The sequence below is a fragment of the Stenotrophomonas sp. PFBMAA-4 genome (assembly GCF_030053215.1).
GTDB lineage: Bacteria > Pseudomonadota > Gammaproteobacteria > Xanthomonadales > Xanthomonadaceae > Stenotrophomonas.
The window spans coordinates 85,146-102,861 of sequence record NZ_JASGBW010000007.1 but is presented as its reverse complement, the minus strand read 5'-3'; the positions used below and the strand labels follow the sequence as shown (position 1 = coordinate 102,861).

General features: G+C 67.8%; 14 protein-coding genes. 7 read left to right on the top strand and 7 right to left on the bottom strand.

Features of this window, described 5'->3' with window-relative positions; genetic code table 11:
- The first annotated feature begins 3 nt into the window (after positions 1–3).
- Entirely contained in the window at positions 4–1,614 is a 1,611-nt protein-coding gene (locus QMZ26_RS06910; protein WP_283220993.1) for a carboxyl transferase domain-containing protein, read from the top strand.
- 41 nt (positions 1,615–1,655) lie between these two features.
- A complete protein-coding gene (locus tag QMZ26_RS06905) occupies positions 1,656–3,638 on the top strand; it encodes an acetyl/propionyl/methylcrotonyl-CoA carboxylase subunit alpha (RefSeq protein WP_283220992.1) in 1,983 nt (660 codons plus the stop codon).
- 26 nt (positions 3,639–3,664) lie between these two features.
- Here QMZ26_RS06905 and QMZ26_RS06900 read toward each other — a convergent pair whose 3' ends face one another.
- Positions 3,665–4,828 carry a putative peptide maturation dehydrogenase gene (locus QMZ26_RS06900; RefSeq protein WP_283220991.1) on the bottom strand — a complete coding sequence of 388 codons (1,164 nt, stop codon included), beginning with the start codon at positions 4,826–4,828 and terminating at the stop codon, positions 3,665–3,667.
- 119 nt (positions 4,829–4,947) lie between these two features.
- On the opposite strand from QMZ26_RS06900, the gene QMZ26_RS06895 reads away from it, so the two are divergent.
- Entirely contained in the window at positions 4,948–5,232 is a 285-nt protein-coding gene (locus tag QMZ26_RS06895) for an NHLP-related RiPP peptide (protein WP_200733981.1), read from the top strand.
- Positions 5,233–5,239: 7 nt separating this feature from the next.
- Here the strand turns inward: QMZ26_RS06895 and QMZ26_RS06890 are convergent, their stop codons facing one another.
- The 4 genes from QMZ26_RS06890 to aceB form a co-directional block, all read right to left on the bottom strand.
- On the bottom strand, positions 5,240–7,738 hold the full coding sequence (locus tag QMZ26_RS06890) for a putative peptide modification system cyclase (protein WP_283220990.1): 2,499 nt from the start codon (positions 7,736–7,738) through the stop codon (positions 5,240–5,242).
- Positions 7,739–7,753: 15 nt separating this feature from the next.
- Complete coding sequence (locus QMZ26_RS06885) at positions 7,754–8,794, bottom strand: GGDEF domain-containing protein (protein WP_283220989.1); 1,041 nt, start codon at positions 8,792–8,794, stop codon at positions 7,754–7,756.
- A gap of 334 nt (positions 8,795–9,128) precedes the next feature.
- Positions 9,129–10,430 carry an isocitrate lyase gene (gene aceA / locus QMZ26_RS06880; protein ID WP_108745712.1) on the bottom strand — a complete coding sequence of 434 codons (1,302 nt, stop codon included), beginning with the start codon at positions 10,428–10,430 and terminating at the stop codon, positions 9,129–9,131.
- Between the two features lie 70 nt (positions 10,431–10,500).
- Positions 10,501–12,138 carry a malate synthase A gene (gene aceB, locus QMZ26_RS06875; protein ID WP_283220988.1) on the bottom strand — a complete coding sequence of 546 codons (1,638 nt, stop codon included), beginning with the start codon at positions 12,136–12,138 and terminating at the stop codon, positions 10,501–10,503.
- A 110-nt stretch (positions 12,139–12,248) separates the two neighbouring features.
- Between aceB and QMZ26_RS06870 the strand changes: the two genes are divergently transcribed.
- Complete coding sequence (locus tag QMZ26_RS06870; RefSeq protein ID WP_283220987.1) at positions 12,249–13,217, top strand: LysR family transcriptional regulator; 969 nt, start codon at positions 12,249–12,251, stop codon at positions 13,215–13,217.
- A gap of 308 nt (positions 13,218–13,525) precedes the next feature.
- The gene (locus QMZ26_RS06865; RefSeq protein ID WP_283220986.1) at positions 13,526–14,434 is read left to right on the top strand and encodes a LysR family transcriptional regulator; all 909 of its coding nucleotides are present in this window, start codon (positions 13,526–13,528) and stop codon (positions 14,432–14,434) included.
- A gap of 41 nt (positions 14,435–14,475) precedes the next feature.
- Here QMZ26_RS06865 and QMZ26_RS06860 read toward each other — a convergent pair whose 3' ends face one another.
- Entirely contained in the window at positions 14,476–15,732 is a 1,257-nt protein-coding gene (locus QMZ26_RS06860; protein WP_283220985.1) for an MFS transporter, read from the bottom strand.
- Between the two features lie 120 nt (positions 15,733–15,852).
- A complete protein-coding gene (lepB, locus tag QMZ26_RS06855; RefSeq protein WP_079224810.1) occupies positions 15,853–16,479 on the bottom strand; it encodes a signal peptidase I in 627 nt (208 codons plus the stop codon).
- A gap of 275 nt (positions 16,480–16,754) precedes the next feature.
- Between lepB and QMZ26_RS06850 the strand changes: the two genes are divergently transcribed.
- Positions 16,755–17,156, top strand: coding sequence for a hypothetical protein (locus QMZ26_RS06850; RefSeq protein WP_283220984.1), 402 nt, complete (start codon positions 16,755–16,757; stop codon positions 17,154–17,156).
- Between the two features lie 3 nt (positions 17,157–17,159).
- Positions 17,160–17,606, top strand: a complete 447-nt coding sequence (locus QMZ26_RS06845; RefSeq protein ID WP_079224808.1) for a 3-dehydroquinate dehydratase — start codon at positions 17,160–17,162, stop codon at positions 17,604–17,606.
- Positions 17,607–17,716 lie beyond the last annotated feature (110 nt).

Here is a 17,716-nt window from a genome sequence, read left to right as displayed (position 1 = left end):
GCGATGACCGTCCTCAACAGCCAGCTGCAACCGGGCAGCGACACCTTCGAAAGCAACCGCGCCGCCATGCAGGCCGTGGTGGATGACCTGCACGCCACGCTGGCGCGCACCGCGCTGGGCGGCAACGAGGCCGCGCGCGCCAAGCACACCGCACGCGGCAAGCTGCTGGTGCGCGACCGCATCGACGCCCTGCTCGACCCCGGCAGCGCCTTCCTGGAAATCGCGCCGCTGGCCGCGCACGGCATGTATGAAGACGCCGTGCCCGCCGCGGGCGTGGTGGCCGGCATCGGCCGGGTCAGCGGCGTCGAATGCGTGATCGTGGCCAACGATGCCACGGTCAAGGGCGGCACCTACTACCCGATGACGGTGAAGAAGCACCTGCGCGCGCAGGAGATCGCCGAGCAGAACCACCTGCCCTGCATCTACCTGGTCGATTCCGGTGGTGCTTTCCTGCCGCTGCAGGACGAGGTGTTCCCCGACCGCGATCATTTCGGCCGCATCTTCTACAACCAGGCCAACCTGTCCGCGCAGGGCATCCCGCAGATCGCCTGCGTGATGGGCAGCTGCACCGCCGGCGGCGCCTATGTGCCGGCGATGAGCGACGAGACGGTGATCGTGCGCGAGCAGGGCACGATCTTCCTCGGCGGCCCGCCGCTGGTGAAGGCCGCCACTGGTGAAGTGGTGACCGCCGAGGAACTGGGCGGCGCCGACGTGCACACGCGCATTTCCGGCGTGGCCGACCACATGGCCGACAACGACCTGCAGGCACTGGCGCGGGTGCGCGCGATCATCGCCCAGCTGAACTGGCGCAAGCCGGAACCGGCGATGGCGGTGCAGGCCAGCGAGGAACCGCTGCTGCCGGCGCACGACCTGTACGGCGTGATTCCGGCCGATACGCGCAAGCCCTACGACGTGCGCGAAGTGATCGCACGCCTGGTCGATGGCTCGCGTTTCGATGAGTTCAAGCCGCGCTATGGCGCCACGCTGGTCACCGGCTTCGCGCATCTGAACGGCTACCCGATCGGCATCATCGCCAACAACGGCATCCTGTTCTCCGAGTCCGCGCTGAAGGGCGCGCACTTCATCGAGCTGTGCACCCAGCGCAACATCCCGCTGGTGTTCCTGCAGAACATCACCGGCTTCATGGTCGGCCGCAAGTACGAACAGGGCGGCATCGCCAAGGACGGGGCCAAGCTGGTGATGGCCGTGGCCTGCGCCAAGGTGCCCAAGTTCACCGTGGTCATCGGCGGCTCGTTCGGTGCCGGCAACTACGGCATGTGCGGCCGCGCCTATTCGCCCAACTTCCTGTGGATGTGGCCGAATGCACGCATCGGTGTGATGGGCGGCGAGCAGGCGGCCAGCGTGCTGGCCACGGTCAAGCGCGATGGCATCGAAGCCAAGGGCGGGCAGTGGCCTGCCGCGGAAGAAGATGCCTTCAAGGCGCCGATCCGCGACCAGTTCGAACAGCAGGGCCACCCCTACTACGCCAGCGCGCGCCTGTGGGATGACGGTGTGATCGATCCGGTCGACACCCGCCGTGTCCTGGCCCTGGCCCTGTCGGCCAGCCTCAACGCCGCCCCGCAGCAGACGCGCTTCGGCGTGTTCCGCATGTGACCCGCGCCATGACCGAGCAAGCTCCCATGAAGCCCGTTGCCATGTTCACCAAAGTACTGATCGCCAACCGCGGCGAGATCGCCTGCCGCGTCATCGCCACCTGCCGCCGCCTGGGCATCGCCACCGTGGCGGTGTATTCCGATGCCGACCGCAACGCGCGCCACGTGCGCCTGGCCGACGAGGCCATCCACATCGGTGCGGCCGCCGCACGTGAAAGCTACCTGCGTGGCGACGTGCTGCTGGACGCCGCGCGCCGCAGCGGTGCGCAGGCCATCCACCCCGGCTATGGCTTCCTCTCCGAGAACGCCGACTTCGCCGATGCGTGTGCCGCCGCCGGCATCACCTTCATCGGCCCGCCGGCCAGTGCCATCCGCGCGATGGGCGACAAGAGCGCGGCCAAGGCGCTGATGGCCAAGGCCGGCGTGCCGCTGACCCCGGGCTACCACGGTGACCAGCAGGAGCCCGCGTTCCTGCGCGCGCAGGCCGATGCCATCGGCTACCCGGTGCTGATCAAGGCCAGCGCCGGTGGCGGTGGCAAGGGCATGCGCAAGGTCGAACGCAGCGAGGACTTCGTCGATGCGCTGGCCAGCTGCCAGCGCGAGGCCGCTTCGGCGTTCGGCAACGACCACGTGCTGGTGGAAAAGTACGTCGAGCGCCCGCGCCATATCGAGATCCAGGTGTTCGGCGATTCCCACGGGGATGCGGTGTACCTGTTCGAGCGCGACTGCTCGGTGCAGCGCCGCCACCAGAAGGTGCTGGAAGAAGCCCCGGCACCGGGCATGAGCGCCGAGCGTCGTGCGGCGATGGGCAAGGCCGCGGTCGATGCCGCGCGCGCGGTGGGCTACGTCGGTGCGGGCACGGTGGAGTTCATCGCCGGCCCGGACGGCGATTTCTATTTCATGGAAATGAACACCCGCCTGCAGGTCGAGCATCCGGTGACCGAGTACATCACCGGCACCGACCTGGTGGAATGGCAGCTGCGCGTGGCCGCTGGCCAGCCGATGCCGCTGCGCCAGGAACAACTGGCCATCCACGGCCACGCCATCGAAGCGCGCCTGTATGCCGAAGATGCCGACCGTGGCTTCCTGCCGTCCACCGGCACCCTGCGCCGCCTGCGCCTGCCGACGCCCTCGGCGAACGTGCGCGTGGATACCGGCGTGGAAGAAGGCGACAGCATCACCCCGTACTACGACCCGATGATTGCCAAGCTGATCGTCTGGGACGTGGACCGCGAGGCCGCGCTGCGCCGCATGAGCCAGGCCCTGGCCGACTGCCAGGTGGTGGGCGTGACCACCAATGCCGGTTTCCTGCGTCGCCTGGTGAACACCGATTCGTTCGCGCACGCGAAGCTCGACACCGCGCTGATCGAACGCGAGCAGGTTGCACTGAGCGCGGTCGGCGACAGCGACGATGCGCTGTGGCAGCTGGCGGCAATCGCCGCCGTGGCCAGCACCGCGCGTGCGGGCAGCGATGCGCGCGATCCGCATTCGCCGTGGCAGGTGCAGGACGGTTGGCGCTTGGGTGCTTCGGCACCGCGTGTGCTGCCGCTGCAGCAGGGCGAGCGCACGCACACGCTGAAGGTGTGGGCGCAGGCCGACGGCTGGCGCGTGCAGCGCGATGATGCCGCACCGGCCACGGTGCTCGGCAGCGCCGACGGCGACCGCCTGAGCGTGCAGCTGGATGGCCGCCGCTGGCAGCTGCAGCTGCTGCGCGAAGGCGACCAGGTGTTCCTCTTCGGCGCCAATGGCCAGCACCGCTTCACCCTGCACGACCCGGTCGGTGAATCCGACAACGCCACCGCCGATGCCGGCAGCCTGCTGGCACCGATGCCGGGCAAGATCGTGGCCACCCTGGTCGAGGCCGGTACGCAGGTAAAGCGCGGCACGCCGCTGGTGGTGCTGGAAGCGATGAAGATGGAGCACACCCTGCAGGCACCGGCCGACGGCACGGTGAAGGGTTATCGCGCCAAGGCTGGTGACCAGGTGGGCGATGGTGCGGTGCTGGTGGATTTCGAGGCGGGGTGATCCCGTGAAGGGTCACGCGTTGCAGATCAGCGCGTGACCGGCCACACCCGGCCCAGCGGATCCAGCTCCGCCGTGACCCGCTCGGTGGCACGCCAGCCGACGCCACAGACTGCCAAGGCGCCTTCAGCCATCGGCTGCAGGCCCAGCGCGCGCTCGGCCTCAGCCTCATTGATCGCGGCAGTGACGAACGCGCCCAGCCCCTGCGCCGTCGCCGCGCTGTAAATGGCCTGCGACACATGGCCGGCATCCAGAGTGACCGCCCGATAGGCCTTGGCATGGCTGCGATACTTCCAGAACGTGCGCTCGAAGCGGCAGGTCAGGATCAGCAGCACCGGTGCGCTGGCGAACCAGTGCTGACCGGCCAGCAGGCAGTGGCAGAAGCTATCCAGGTCATTGGGCGTCGATGCAATTGGACCCAGTTCGTGCTCGGTGGCGTGGTAGTGATAGAGGCCCGGCGGCACCCTTTCCACATTGCGCGCCACCACATACGCTTCCAGTGGATGGAGACTGCCGGCCGACGGGATGTTCTTTTTCAGGAAGCGCACACCGGGTTCGGTTTCCACGTGCGCCTGCGCCATCAGCACCTGCTGCAGCAGCCGTGCCAGCATCGGCAACGGCACGGCACGCGTACCGTCGAAGTTGCGGCAGGTCGCACGCGCCTGCAGCTGGGCCTGCGTCGGGTCGTCGTCACAGCGTGGCAACGGCTGTGCGCCGGGCCGGCGGATCGGCGCTTCGGCGGGCGGCGGGCCGAAGTTGCTTACCAGATCCTGCGCAGTCGTCAGCTGGCTGCGCTCCATGTCGCCGACACTGTCCACGCCGTCCCAGCGTGAGTGCTGGTAATGCAGCGCCGACAATGGCCACCACTGGCTGTCGCGTACCTGCTGTTCGGCCGCGGCTGCGGTGGCATAGGCCGGATCGTCGCTGACCAGCAGCCCCTGCTCCAGCAATGCCAGCACGCGTTGTCGTGCGTCCGGCTCCATAGGCAACGGCTGCCACTGCTCCGCGCTGCATTGAAGCAGCCACAGGCAGCTGGCGACATCGACAGCACACGGTGCCGGCAAGTGCGCGGCCACGACCTGCAACGATTGTTCGAAGCTGACGCCACTGCCGCCCGAAAGCAGACCATCCAGGTCGAAATGCGGCTTCTCCAGCGGCTCGACGATCATCGTCCTGCAGCGACGGAAGTTCATTCGATGCGCGTCCAGGTACTCGGGGAGCCCACGATCATAGCGCGGCATGGGAGACGCCCTATCAATTCTGCGCACGCCCAGCCGATACCTGTTCTTTCCCCAACCTGCGATAGCCATCCATGCCCCGTTCCGTCCTTTCCCCCGAAATCGTTCAGTCCCTGCTGGAGAAGCTCTCCAGCGATGATGCCTTCCGCAGCGCATTCGCCGTAGATCCGGCAAAGGCACTGATTGCGCTTGGCGCAGATGCCGACTGCGTGGACGGCTGCCAAACGCCGCTGGCCTCGCTGGGCGACAAGGAAGAATTCGCTCAGGCCGCAGCGCTGATGACCGAGCGGCTGGCGGCGACGGGGCCGTTCAAGGTGCCCTTCATGTTCGAAAGCGGGCTGAAGGGGCTGCAGGACTGATCCTGCCTCAGGGCATTCCCGCCTGGTGCGGGCTGGCCGCATCAGACAGCCGACGCGCGTCGGCCACATTCAATGGCAGCAATACCAGGGCCCCGGCGTCTTCAGCGAAGGCCAAGCCTGTGCGCTGCCTCAACCAGTGCTGCGTTCGCTGCACTGCCAGCTCATCGCCAAGGGCGCGGTCGACATCCATCTGCAGTACGTGCCACTGATACAGCGTTCCCTTGTCCAGCGTCTTCAGCAATGAGGACGCGACCTCTGATCTCCCCGCATCCAGCTCGCCGCGCGCACGCATCATCACCCATAGTTCCCGCAGCCGCGGGTCGTTGCTGCGTTCAGCCAATGCTTCCAGCGCTGGCCGACGGGAGCGCAGCTCGGCATCGAACCCCGCGCGCTGCAGGTGGTAGGCCACAGACATCGCAACGAACGCGCGATGACGCGGCGCAGCGCCAACCCCCTCTGCCACGGCCGCCAGCGTTCGGTCCAGCAACCTGGCGTACTGCTGCCGGGACACACCACCGCCGGCCTGTGCCGTCCATGCCACCGACTGCAGTGCCAGAATGTCGCATAGCTCCGGCACGCTTGCACACTGGGCTGCAGCCTGTTTCATCTCAGCGGCAGCATCTTTCGCACGGCCCTGCATAGCGAGAAGCCCGCTGTACTCCATGCGCGCACCGAGCCCGCGCGAAGTGATGGCCTCGCTGCGCTCGCGTGCTTTCTGCGCTTCGCCATCCAGCACCAACGCGACCACCTCGAGCATGTCGCCCTGCCAGTTCGGCAGCGCGCCTGCACCCTTGAACGCAGCGACAGCAGCCTTGACCTCGCCACGCGCAAGCTGGGTGCGACCGACGAAGGACAGAACCAGCGCGCGCTGTGGCTGATGGCGTTCCAGCAGCGGCGTCATGTCGGCCAGCGCACCGTCATAGTCGCCATAGGCGAACAGGGCCATCGCGTGGTTCATCCAGCCGGCCGGATCATCCGGATACAGCTGGGTCAGCATCCGCCACTTCTCTGCGCTGCGCTGCGGAGAGGCGCCGCTGAAGTCCGCACCCCAAGCGTCCAGGTACAGCTGGTCGCGCGCGCTCAACCGCGTGCGCCCCGACACTGCCTGGCGATACAGTTCGCCGGCCGCCGAGACATTTCCCATGGCGTACTGCAGTCGCATCTGCCCGATGTACGCAAAGGTGAACTGGGGATCCAGGCGCGTGGCCTGCTGGAAGAACAGCAGCGCCTCGTCAAAACGCTCCTGCGCCAGTGCGTCGCTGCCCTTGGCGTAGGCGTGCAACGCGTCAAGATTGGCGGTAGCCACCATTGGCAGTGGTTTCTGCTCACGGCTGACATCGTGCAGCGCTTCACCGAGATCGCTGCGCAGTGCCTTCACCACGGTGTCAGTGGAAGCCAGGATCGAATCCAGGCCATTGCCATCAGCAAAATGCGTGTAGACCGTCTGCCCGCTGCGTGGGTCCACCACCTCCACGCCCACCCGCACTTTTCCGTTGAGCTCCAGCACGGTGGGCATCAGCACCGCGCGCGCACCATCGCGCAGCGCAACCTCGATCGCCAGAGCACGGTCCAGCCGGGCATTGGCTGGGCGCTGCATCAACTGCAGAGTGTCACGCACCTTCAGTTCGCTGAGGATGTTGACGAAGCGCGACTGCCCCAGGCTGATGTAGAGCGCCTGTTCCAGGCTGGAATCCAGTTGCGGGTAGGCCGTGCTGTTGCTCACCGCCGCCAGGATCACCCAGTCGCGCTCGGCGAACGCGATCGCCGGTGCCGGTCGCAGCAGGGTCCACATCACCACCACCAGCACCGCCGCCAGCGCAGCCTCGGTGAACAGCGCGGCAGGGCGGCGCCACAGGGGCAGATCGCGCCACGCCTTACCACCCGAACGTGGCCGGCGCAGCGGCGCGCGGCCACGGATGCCGACTTCAAACACCTGCTGGCGCTCGCCGATGCCCTTGAAGCGCCACAGCCCATGGTCCTTCCAGCGCAGTTCGTCGGCCGACCAGGGCAGCTCGCTGCTGGCACGCCGCGCCATCTGCTCGGCCACCGAGGACAGCAGAACCTGCCCCGGCCACGCCAGCTGCATCAAGCGCGCGGCCATCGGCTTGGCCAGGCCCTCAACCTCCACCGGCTTTGCGCCATGGGCAACGGCCTCGGCACTGTTTTCCCAGAACAGCACGTCACCCACGTGCAGGCCAGCGCGCGCGCGCAGCACGATGCCACGCTCTTGGCCCATCGCGTCGACCGCGTTCTGGTAGGAAATGGCAAAACCGATGCCATCGACGGGACGTTCGAACAGAACGAACAGGCCATCGGACCGATCGATCAACTGCCCGTTCCACTGCTGCTGCAGCGCCAGCACCAGGCGGTCGTGCTGCTGGAAGAATTCGGCTGCGGCGACATCACCGATACGCTCCACCAGCTGCAGCGAATCGCACAGGTCGGTGAACAACAGCGCCCGCAGCTGTGCGTTATGAGGGATCGACGTTCCGGTGTCGCCATTCATCGCCAAGGTCTCCGCTCACCGTTCGTCCGTGTTGTCGGCCCAATGCAGACCGTTGCCGCCGGCACGCTTGGCCCGGTACAGCGCGCGGTCGGCGCCCGCATACCACTCACTCCAGTCCGCATCGGCCGCCAGCAGGCTGACGCCGATGCTGGTCGGGGTGATATGCGGAGTGCCGTGGCTGCGTTCCATCAGGCCATGCACCGCGCTCAGGATGAACTCGGCCGCGTGCTGGGCTGCTTGGCGGTCGGCGTGGCGCAGGATCAGGCAGAACTCATCGCCGCCCAGCCGGCACGCCAGGTCGTGCTCGCCGGCCATCGAACGCAGGATGTTGCCCATGCTCTGCAGCACGCGGTCACCGGCCTGGTGGCCGTGGCGGTCGTTCACCTGCTTGAAGCGGTCGCAGTCGATCAGCAGCAGCGCCTGCGGTGCGCCCTGCGGCTGGCTGCGGCATTCCTGCAGGTACAGGGTCAGGCCGCGGCGGTTGTGCAGGCCGGTCAGTTCATCGGTACGCACCAGCTCGCGCGTGTGGGTGAGCTGGTGGGTGGTGATGTACAGGTTGTCCAGCGCGGTTTCCAGGTCGTGGTTGCGCCGGCGCAGCTGGCTGATCAGCACCTGTTCGTTGGACAGCATGCGCATGATCGTGCGGCGCAGGAAATAGGCCACCAGACCCGGATCGGATTCAACCAGGCAATGGAAATCAGCCGGGCCCAGTTCCAGTAGCTGGCAGTCTTCGATCGCGCGGGCACCGGCACTGCGCAGGTGGTCGCCCACCAGCAGGCCGAGTTCACCGAAGAACTCGTGCCGCCCCAGAGTCTTGACCACCAGGTCCTCACCGAAATCAAGTTCGATCCGGCCTTCCACGATGACGAACATGCGTTCGCCACGATCGCCGCGATGGAACAGCCACTGCCCGGCCTCGATCTTCAGCGGGCGCGCGAAGCGCGAAAACAGGGCCACTTCCTCGCCTGACAAAACGGCGTGCACGATCTCGGCCATCGCCACCTGGGCGATACCGGTTGTCATGTCGATCATCTCGGCCGCGCCCCTGCCGGTCATTCCCCGCCGCCAGCGTCCCCTGGTGAGGAGCGGAGCATAGCAGTGAATCAAACTGTGCGCGTCTTCTCATTTTTCATGAAGACACCACGATCGGGCCCGAACAGGCGGGCAACCCGCATTCATGAGGGCAGTTGCCGCGTGCGGGCGGCACCCGGATACAACGACGCCGGCAGGTCCCCCGACCTGCCGGCGTCGTCTGGCCCTTCCCTGGCCACCCTGATGGGTCCGAGGGCCGGGGTAGAGTCGAGCTTGCTCGACTGTCCTGGCTTCGGGTGAGGTCACGTCCACGTCCACGTCAGTCGAGCAAGCTCGACTCTACGGGGTCGAGGTCGGCTCAGGCGGCGCGCTCGCTGCGGCCGCCGTGGAACTGCTCTTCTTCGGTCGAGCCAGTCAACGCGGTGGTCGACGACTGGCCCTGCTGGATCGCCTGGGTCACCGCATCGAAGTAGCCGGTGCCGACCTCGCGCTGGTGCTTGACCGCGGTGAAGCCACGCTCGGCCGCTTCAAACTCGGCTTCCTGCAGTTCCACGAAGGCGCTCATCTGGCGGCGTGCATAACCGTGGGCCAGGTTGAACATGCCGTAGTTCAGCGCGTGGAAGCCGGCCAGGGTGATGAACTGGAACTTGTAGCCGTAGCTGCCCAGCTCGCGCTGGAACTTGGCGATGGTGGCGTCGTCCAGGTTCTTCTTCCAGTTGAAGCTGGGCGAGCAGTTGTAGGCCAGCAGCTTGCCGGGGAACTTGGCATGGATGGCCTCGGCGAACTTCCGCGCGAACTCCAGGTCCGGCTTGCCGGTCTCGCACCACACCAGGTCGGCATAGGGGGCGTAGGCCAGGCCGCGGCTGATGGCCTGGTCCAGGCCGTTGCGGGTCTTGTAGAAGCCTTCCACGGTGCGTTCGCCGGTGGTGAACGGCTGGTCGTTGCCGTCGATGTCGCTGGTCAGCAGGTCGGCGGCTTCGGCATCGGTGCGCGCCACCAGCAGGGTCGGCACGCCCAGCACGTCGGCGGCCAGGCGCGCGGCGTTGAGCTTCTCGATGGCCTCGCGGGTCGGCACCAGCACCTTGCCGCCCATGTGCCCGCATTTCTTCACCGAGGCCAGCTGGTCCTCGAAGTGCACGCCGGCGGCGCCCGCCTCGATCATCGCCTTCATCAGCTCGAAGGCGTTGAGCACGCCGCCGAAACCGGCCTCGGCATCGGCCACGATGGGCTGCAGGAAGTCGATGTCATCCTTGCCTTCGGCATGGTGCAGCTGGTCGGCGCGCAGGAGGGTGTTGTTGATGCGCTTGACCACCGCCGGCACCGAGTCGGCCGGGTACAGCGACTGGTCCGGGTACATCTGCCCGGCCAGGTTGGCATCGGCGGCCACCTGCCAGCCGGACAGGTAGATCGCCTTCAGCCCGGCCTTGACCTGCTGCATGGCCTGGTTGCCGGTCAGCGCGCCCAGCGCATTGACGAACTCGCGCTCGTGCAGCGATTTCCACAGCTTTTCCGCGCCCAGCCGGGCCAGCGAATGCTCGATGTGGACGGTGCCACGCAGGCGCACCACGTCGGCGGCGCTGTAGTTGCGCTGGATGCCTTCCCAGCGCGGGTGGGTGTCCCAGTCGTGCTGGATCTGTTCGGCAGTGGGCAGGGTGCTCATGTCTTTCTCCAGTTCGGTGTTGTAGAGCCGGGCGCTGCCCGGCTGGGATGGTTTCGGGGAATGCAGGCCGTCAGTCGATGCGCGCGTAGGCCGGCAGGGTCAGGAAATCGGTCAGGTCGTCGTTGCGGCTCAGTTCGCCCAGCAGGGCGATGGCTTCGCCGATGCGGGCGCCACCGGGCAGTGCGCGGGTATCACCCAGCCGCGCCGGCAGCTGCGCCAGGGCGGTGTCGAGCAGCGGCAGGTCGATGGCCGTGCCGTCGTCCAGCTGCTGGCCCGGCGTGTGCAGCCACTGCCACAGCTGGCTGCGGCTGATCTCGGCAGTGGCCGCGTCTTCCATCAGGTGGTGGATCGGCACGCAGCCGTTGCCGTCCAGCCACGCGGCCAGATAGCGCACGCAGACTTCGACGTTGCCATCGAAACCGGCACGGGTGATGCTGCCCGGCGGCCGCGCGATCAGCTCATCGCGGCCCACGCGCACGTCCTGGCGCAGCACCTGGTGCTGGTTGGCGGTGGGCATGTGCTCGTCGAAGATGGCCATCGCCACCGGGATCAGCGCCGGGTGCGCGACCCAGGTACCGTCGTGGCCGGCGCTGACCTCGCGCAGCTTGTCGGCACGCACGCGAGCCATGGCCTGCTCGTTGGCGGCGGCATCGCTGTTGATCGGAATCTGCGCCGCCATGCCGCCCATCGCGTGCGCGCCACGGCGGTGGCAGGTCTGGATCAGCAGTTCCGAATAGGCCTTCAGGAACGGCTGGGTCATGGTCACCTGGCCGCGCTCGGGCAGCACCCGGTCTGCGTGGCGGCGGAAGGTCTTCAGGTAGGAGAAGATGTAATCCCAGCGCCCACAGTTCAGGCCGACGATGCGCTCGCGCAGGGCGTGCAGGATCTCGTCCATCTCGAACACCGCCGGCAGCGTTTCGATCAGCACGGTCACCTTGATCTGGCCGTGCGGCAGGCCGAGCATGCCTTCGATGTGCGACAGCGCGGTCTCCCACAGGGCGGCCTCTTCCATGCTCTGCAGCTTGGGCAGGTAGAAGTACGGGCCGCGGTCCTTGGCCTGCAGCGCGCGGGCATTGTGGAAGGCGAACACCGCCGCATCGAACAGGCCACCGGCGATGAACTGGCCATCGACGCGCACATGCTTCTCGTCCAGATGCCAGCCGCGCGGGCGCACGATCAGCACCGCCTGTTCCTCAAAGGGGCGCAGCGAGTAGTGCTTGCCCGGCTTGCCGTTGGCGGCCGGCGCGGTGAATTCCAGATCACCGCGCACGGCAGCCGCCAGCGACTGCTGCCCCGCCAGCAGGTTGCGCCAGGTGGGCGAGGTGGAATCCTCGAAGTCGGCCATGAACACCTTGGCGCCGGAGTTCAGCGCGTTGATGACCATCTTCGGGTCGGTCGGGCCGGTGATCTCGACGCGGCGGTCCTGCAGGGCGGCCGGCAGCGGCGCCACGCGCCAGTCGCCGCTGCGGATGGCAGCGGTGTCTTCGCGGAAGTCCGGCAGGCCGCCCTGGTCGAAGAACGCCTGGCGCTCGCGGCGGGCCTGCAGCCGCACCTGCCGGCCCGGTTCCACCGCCCGGTGCAGCGAGACCAGCAGCGCCAGCAGCGGTGCCGGCAGCACGGTCTCCTGGCCGGCCACGCGGGTCGCCAGGGCGATACCGGGGGTGGCCTTGGCGGGGATGGAGGAAAGGGCGGAAGCAACGGCGGACATGGGGCGACTCCAGCGGTGGGGGAACGCCACCAAAGTGCCGCCCGGGCGGAGTATTTGGCAAAACAGTTTTTGCAATGTTGTACATAAGGTGTGCTAATACTTATGACGCCATGACCACGCGCAGCCCGCCAAGTCCGCGTTTTTCCTACAAATCCGACCGGCTGAAGCCGCTCCGGGCGTTCTGCCAGACGGTGCGGCTGGGTTCGGTCTCACGGGCTGCTGAGGCGCTGTTCGTCAGCCAGCCCGCCATCAGCCTGCAGCTGCAGGCACTGGAACGCGAGCTGGGGGTGCCGCTGTTCGAGCGCAGCGGGCGGCGTCTGGTGCCCAGCCGCGAGGGCCAGGTGCTGTATGAAATGGCGCAGCCGCTGGTGGAAAGCCTGGACGGGCTGGAAGCGCGCTTCCGCGACAAGGTGCGCGGGCTGGATGCGGGCGAGCTGAACATCGCCGCCAACAGTTCGACCATCCTGTACCTGCTGCCGAAGATCGTCGAACGCTTCCGGATGCATCATCCGGATGTGCGCCTGACCCTGCACAACGCGATCAGTGCCGACGGCACCGACCTGCTGCGCGAGGATGCCGCCGACCTGGCGATCGGCTCGATGACCGATGTGCCGGCCGACCTGACCTATGCCCCGGCCTACCGCTTCGAGCAGGTGCTGATCGCCCCGCACGACCATCCGCTGGCCAGCGGCGGCGAGCTGGAACTGGCCGACATCGCGCGCTATCCGCTGGTGCTGCCACCGAAGCGGCAGATCACCTATCGCCTGGTGGACCAGGTGTTCCAGCGCCACCGCATCGCCTATACCGTGGCGCTGGAAGTAGGTGGCTGGGAAGTGATCAAGCAGTACGTGGCGATGGGCATGGGCATTTCCATCGTGCCGGCGCTATGCCTGAACGAGGCCGACCGCGAGCGACTGGCGGCGCGGTCGATGAAGCGCTGGTTCCCCGAGCGCAGCTACGGGGTGATCGTGCGGCGGGGCAAGGCGTTGTCGGCGCAGGCACGGGCGTTCATCGAGCTGATCCAGCCGGAGTTGTTCAGCCCGCGCGATTACGACCAGAGCGGGCATTCCGAGCGGTAGGGGTTTCCTGGTTTGCAGGGCTGCCGCCCTGCACCTGCAGAGGCCGAAGCAACGGCAACGGCAACAGCGGGCTATTCGTGGGATGGCGGGGCGGAGTGGGTGGGCAGGACACGCCGTAAACCCGTCCATGGGGACTCGATGGCGCCATCCATGGCGCCAACGGTACTGCCCACCCACTCCGCCCCGCCTCTGACAGTTGGTCGCTGCTGTTGGTGCCAGCTGCTGTTGGTGGGTGCCGACCGTTGGTCGGCACGGCATCGGATCCCATCTCTGATTCATTTCCGGCTGACGATGCATAAACTGGCCCCATGTCCATCGAACTCCGCCACCTGCGTTACTTCCTCGCCGTTGCCGACACGCTGCACTTCGGCCAGGCGGCCGAGCGGCTGGGCATGTCGCAGCCGCCGCTCAGCCAGCAGATCCGCCAGCTGGAGGAACTGATCGGGGCGCGCCTGTTCGTGCGCAGCCATCGCCGCGTGCAGCTCACTGCCGCCGGTGAGCTGCTGCAGGAACGGGCGCGGGCCATCGTGCAGCAGGTGGAAACGGCAGTGGACGAGGTGCAGCGCGCGCAGCGGGGCGAGCAGGGCGAGCTGCATATCGGCCTGACCCGGGCCACGCCGCTGTCGCCGCAGATTCCGCGTTCGATCCTGCACTACCGCCAGCAGTACCCGCAGGTGCGCCTGCAGCTGAGCGAAATGAACACCCTGCAGCAGATCGATGCCCTGCTCGATGGCAGCCTGGACGTGGGCATCATCCGCAAGCGTGCGCTGCCGCCGGAACTGGTGGCGCACAGCCTGTTCGTCGATCCGCTGGCATTGATCGTGCACGCCGACCACCCTGCCCTGCGCCGCCTGTCGAAGCAGGGCACGCTGGCGCTGCGCGATTTCGCCCAGGAGCCGTTCGTGGCGTTCCGCCGCAGTGCCGGGGCCGGCATCCATGACCACATGATCGCGCTGTGCGCGGCGGCGGGGTTCACCCCGCGCATCGTGCAGGAGGCCGGTGAGGCATCGACGCTGATCAGCCTGGCGGCTGCCGGGCTGGGCGTGGCGGTGCTGCCCTCCTCCTGCGACCACATCCGGGTGGAGGGCGCACGCTTCGTGGCGCTGGCCGATGCTGGGGCGCATTCGGAAGTGCAGCTGGCGTGGCACCGCGAAGGGGTCACGTCGTTGATCCGCAATTTCGCCGGGTTGTTGCGCGGGGCGTTCGCCGAGGGGTGATGCCCCGCGCTGCGCGCTCGCCGGGCATGGCCCGGCGGGGGTCAGGCGGTGACCGGCTGCGGGGCGCGCTGCTGCAGGGCCCAGATGATGCCGCCGCCGAGCACGGTCAGCACGCCGGTGAACAGGCACACGCCCAGCCAATCCCACGCGGCATAGGCCAGGCCACCGACGGCGCCGAGCACGCTGCTGCCCAGGTAGTAGGCGAACAGGTACAGCGCCGAGGCTTCGGCACGCATCGAACCGGCACGGCTGCCAACCCAGCTGCTTGCCACCGAATGGCCACCGAAGAAGCCGAAGGTGACCAGGGCGATGCCCAGCGCCATCGTGGTCAGCCACGGCATCGACAGCAGCACGATGCCGGCACCGATCAGGCCGAAGGCAATGGTCAGCACGCGGCCGCGCCCGTACCGGGTGGCCTGCTGGCCCATCCACGCCGAGCTGAACGTGCCGACCAGGTACACGCTGAAGATCAGGCCGACCACGGTCTGGCTGAGGTGGTACGGCGGCGCCAGCAGGTGGTAGCCCAGGTAGTTGTAGAGGGTGACGAACACGCCCATCAGCACGAACGAGGTGGCGAACAGCCACGGCAGGCCCGGATCGGCGAACAGCGTGCGCCAGCGCGAGGGCAGCTGGCGCAGGCCGCCGCGGCGTGCCTGGAAATGCCGCGACGGCGGCAGCTGCAGCCACAGCAGCACGGTGCTGGCCACGGCGATGATCGAGACCACGCCGATGCCCCAGCGCCAGCCCCAGTGGTCGGCGATGATGCCGGCCAGCAGGCGCCCGCTCATGCCACCGATGGCGTTGCCGCCGATGTACAGGCCCATGGCCAGGCCCAGCGCGCGGCTGTCCATTTCCTCCACCAGGTAGGTCATCGCCACCGCCGGCACGCCGCTCAGCGCCAGGCCCAGCAGGGTGCGCAGCACCAGCATCGTCGTCCAGTCATCGACCAGCGCGGTGCACAGCGACAGCACGGCCGAGGCCATCAGCGCGACGATCATCAGTGGCCGGCGGCCCACCGCATCGGACAGCAGGCCGGCCAGCAGCATGGCCACGGCCAGGGTGCCGGTGCTCAGGGACAGCGACATCGCGCTGCCGGCGGCAGACACCCCGAAGTGGCGGCTGAACTCGGGCAGCAGGGGCTGCACGGTGTACAGCAGGCCGAAGGTCGAGAACCCCGCCAGGAACAGCGCCACCGCCGTGCGCCGGAACGCCGGGGTGCCCTGCTGGATGCGGGTGTCGACAACGGAATCAGGAGTGCGGGGGCGGCCGCTGAGGGACGCCGCAGTTTCGCCAGTCATGGGATCGAACGGCCGTGGGGGCGGCCGGCGTGGGGGTACGGGGACCAGCGTAGGCCCCTCGATCCAGTCGATCCATAACCTGATGAGTCAGGATCGATATGCAGGACGTATCAATTCAGCTTACAGGTGCTTCCATTCGAAGCCATCGCCGCTGCGGTAGTAGATCGCCACGGCACGGCCATAGACCTTGCCGGCGTCGACGAAGCCGAAGAAGCGGCCATCGAAGCTGTTGCCGCGGTGGTCGCCCAGCACCAGCAGCTTGCCGTCCGGCACCACCATGTCGCCGATGTCCGGGCCACCGCCCATGTCCAGGTCAAGCTGGGCCTGGCGCTCACCGAAGGCTTCGGTGTCGCGCAGGTCGGCGATCTGCAGCGGCTGGCCGTTGATGGCCAGGTGGCCGCCGCGCAGCTGCACGTGGTCACCGGCTACGGCTACAACGCGCTTGATCAGGCGGGTGCCATCGGCCGGCGAATCGAACACGGCCACTTCGCCGCGCTGCGGGGTGCCGGTGGCCAGCAGCTGCTGGCTGGTGAACGGCAGGCGCAGGCCGTAGGCGCGCATGTCCACCACCACGCGGTCGCCCGGCTGCAGGGTCGGCTGCATCGAGCCGCTGGGCACCACGTAGTGGTTGGCCAGGGTGTCGCGGGCAGCGGCAAGCAGGCCGAGCATGACCAGCAGCGGCAGCGCTTCCTTCTTCAGCCAGGTGAGCGCGCGTTCGGCAAACGGGGGGCGGGTGACAGCGTCCATGGCAGGTTCCGGGTAGGCGGTAGCGCTATCAGACCACAGGCAGGCCCGCGAGGTTCCCGCACCGGGAGCCTGTAGAGCCCAGCCTATGCTCGGCTGCTCTGCGCCTCAGTCGAGCAAGCTCGACTCTACAAAAAGCAGGCCGAGCATGGGCACGGCTCTACGGGAAGCGTTACGCAGGTTTTACGCGCGCCCCCGGCAACGGGCATCGCTCCTTTACGGGCACGGCGCGCATCGTGTGCCCACCGCGCCACAGGGCGCATTCCACAAGGTGTTGTATGACCCTCCTGGTGATCCGCCACGCGTCTTCGCCGGCACCGCGCCCGCAGCTGCCCGCACAGCTGAGCGGCCATCGCGTGCTGTGCAGCGACTGCGCCAGCCTGTCCGAAGTGCGCCACTGCCTGTGCCAGCCGCAGGCGCGCTCGGCCGACTGGGTACTGCTGGATGTCGGTGCGGCCGACGAGGCGCAATGGCAGGCCGAGGGCGGCGCGTTGCAGGCGGCGCTGGAACGACTGCCAGCGCAGTACATCGAACTGCAGTCGCGCAGCGAACCGGGGCTGGAGGCGCGCCTGCGCCTGCAGCACGGTCCGGCCGCGGTGGTGGTCGACCAGCGCAGCCAGCAGGCCGGTTACCCGTTGTCGCTGGCCATCGTTGGCCGCCGCCTGGCGCAGGAGGGCTGAGCCATGTCGATCTTCATCATTCGTGGCCCGGAAGCCGCCGGCTCCCTGATCCGCACGGCGATGCCGCTGCCGGCGCCGGTGCTGAAATCACTGGTGCACCGCGCGATCGACGCCGGCACCAGCGTGGCCATCCGCGCCTGCGGCTCGGAACAGGAACTGCTGGATGCACTGCGCGTGGCCGACCACAGCCGCGGCGAGGTGACGCTGCTCGACCCGGGCGCGTGTGCCAACAGCCTGCGCCTGCAGCGCCTGCTGCCGTACCTGCACAACGCCTACGTGGAAGTACATGACGACGGTGCGGTTGCCGAACCGTGCCTGCCGGCCGGTGTCGGCCAACGCCTGGGCATCGCCGCCGGCTACGGTGCGCAGAGTTACGTTCTGGCGCTGGACATCGCGCTGGATCACCTTGGGTTGGCCGAACAGGCCAATCGCGTGCACGTAGGGACGTAACGCTGTTTGTAGAGCCGAGCCCATGCTCGGCTGCCCTTCCAGGAAACATCAGCCGAGCGTGGGCTCGGCTCTACACAACGAAAAACGGCGGGGTTGCCCCCGCCGTTTTC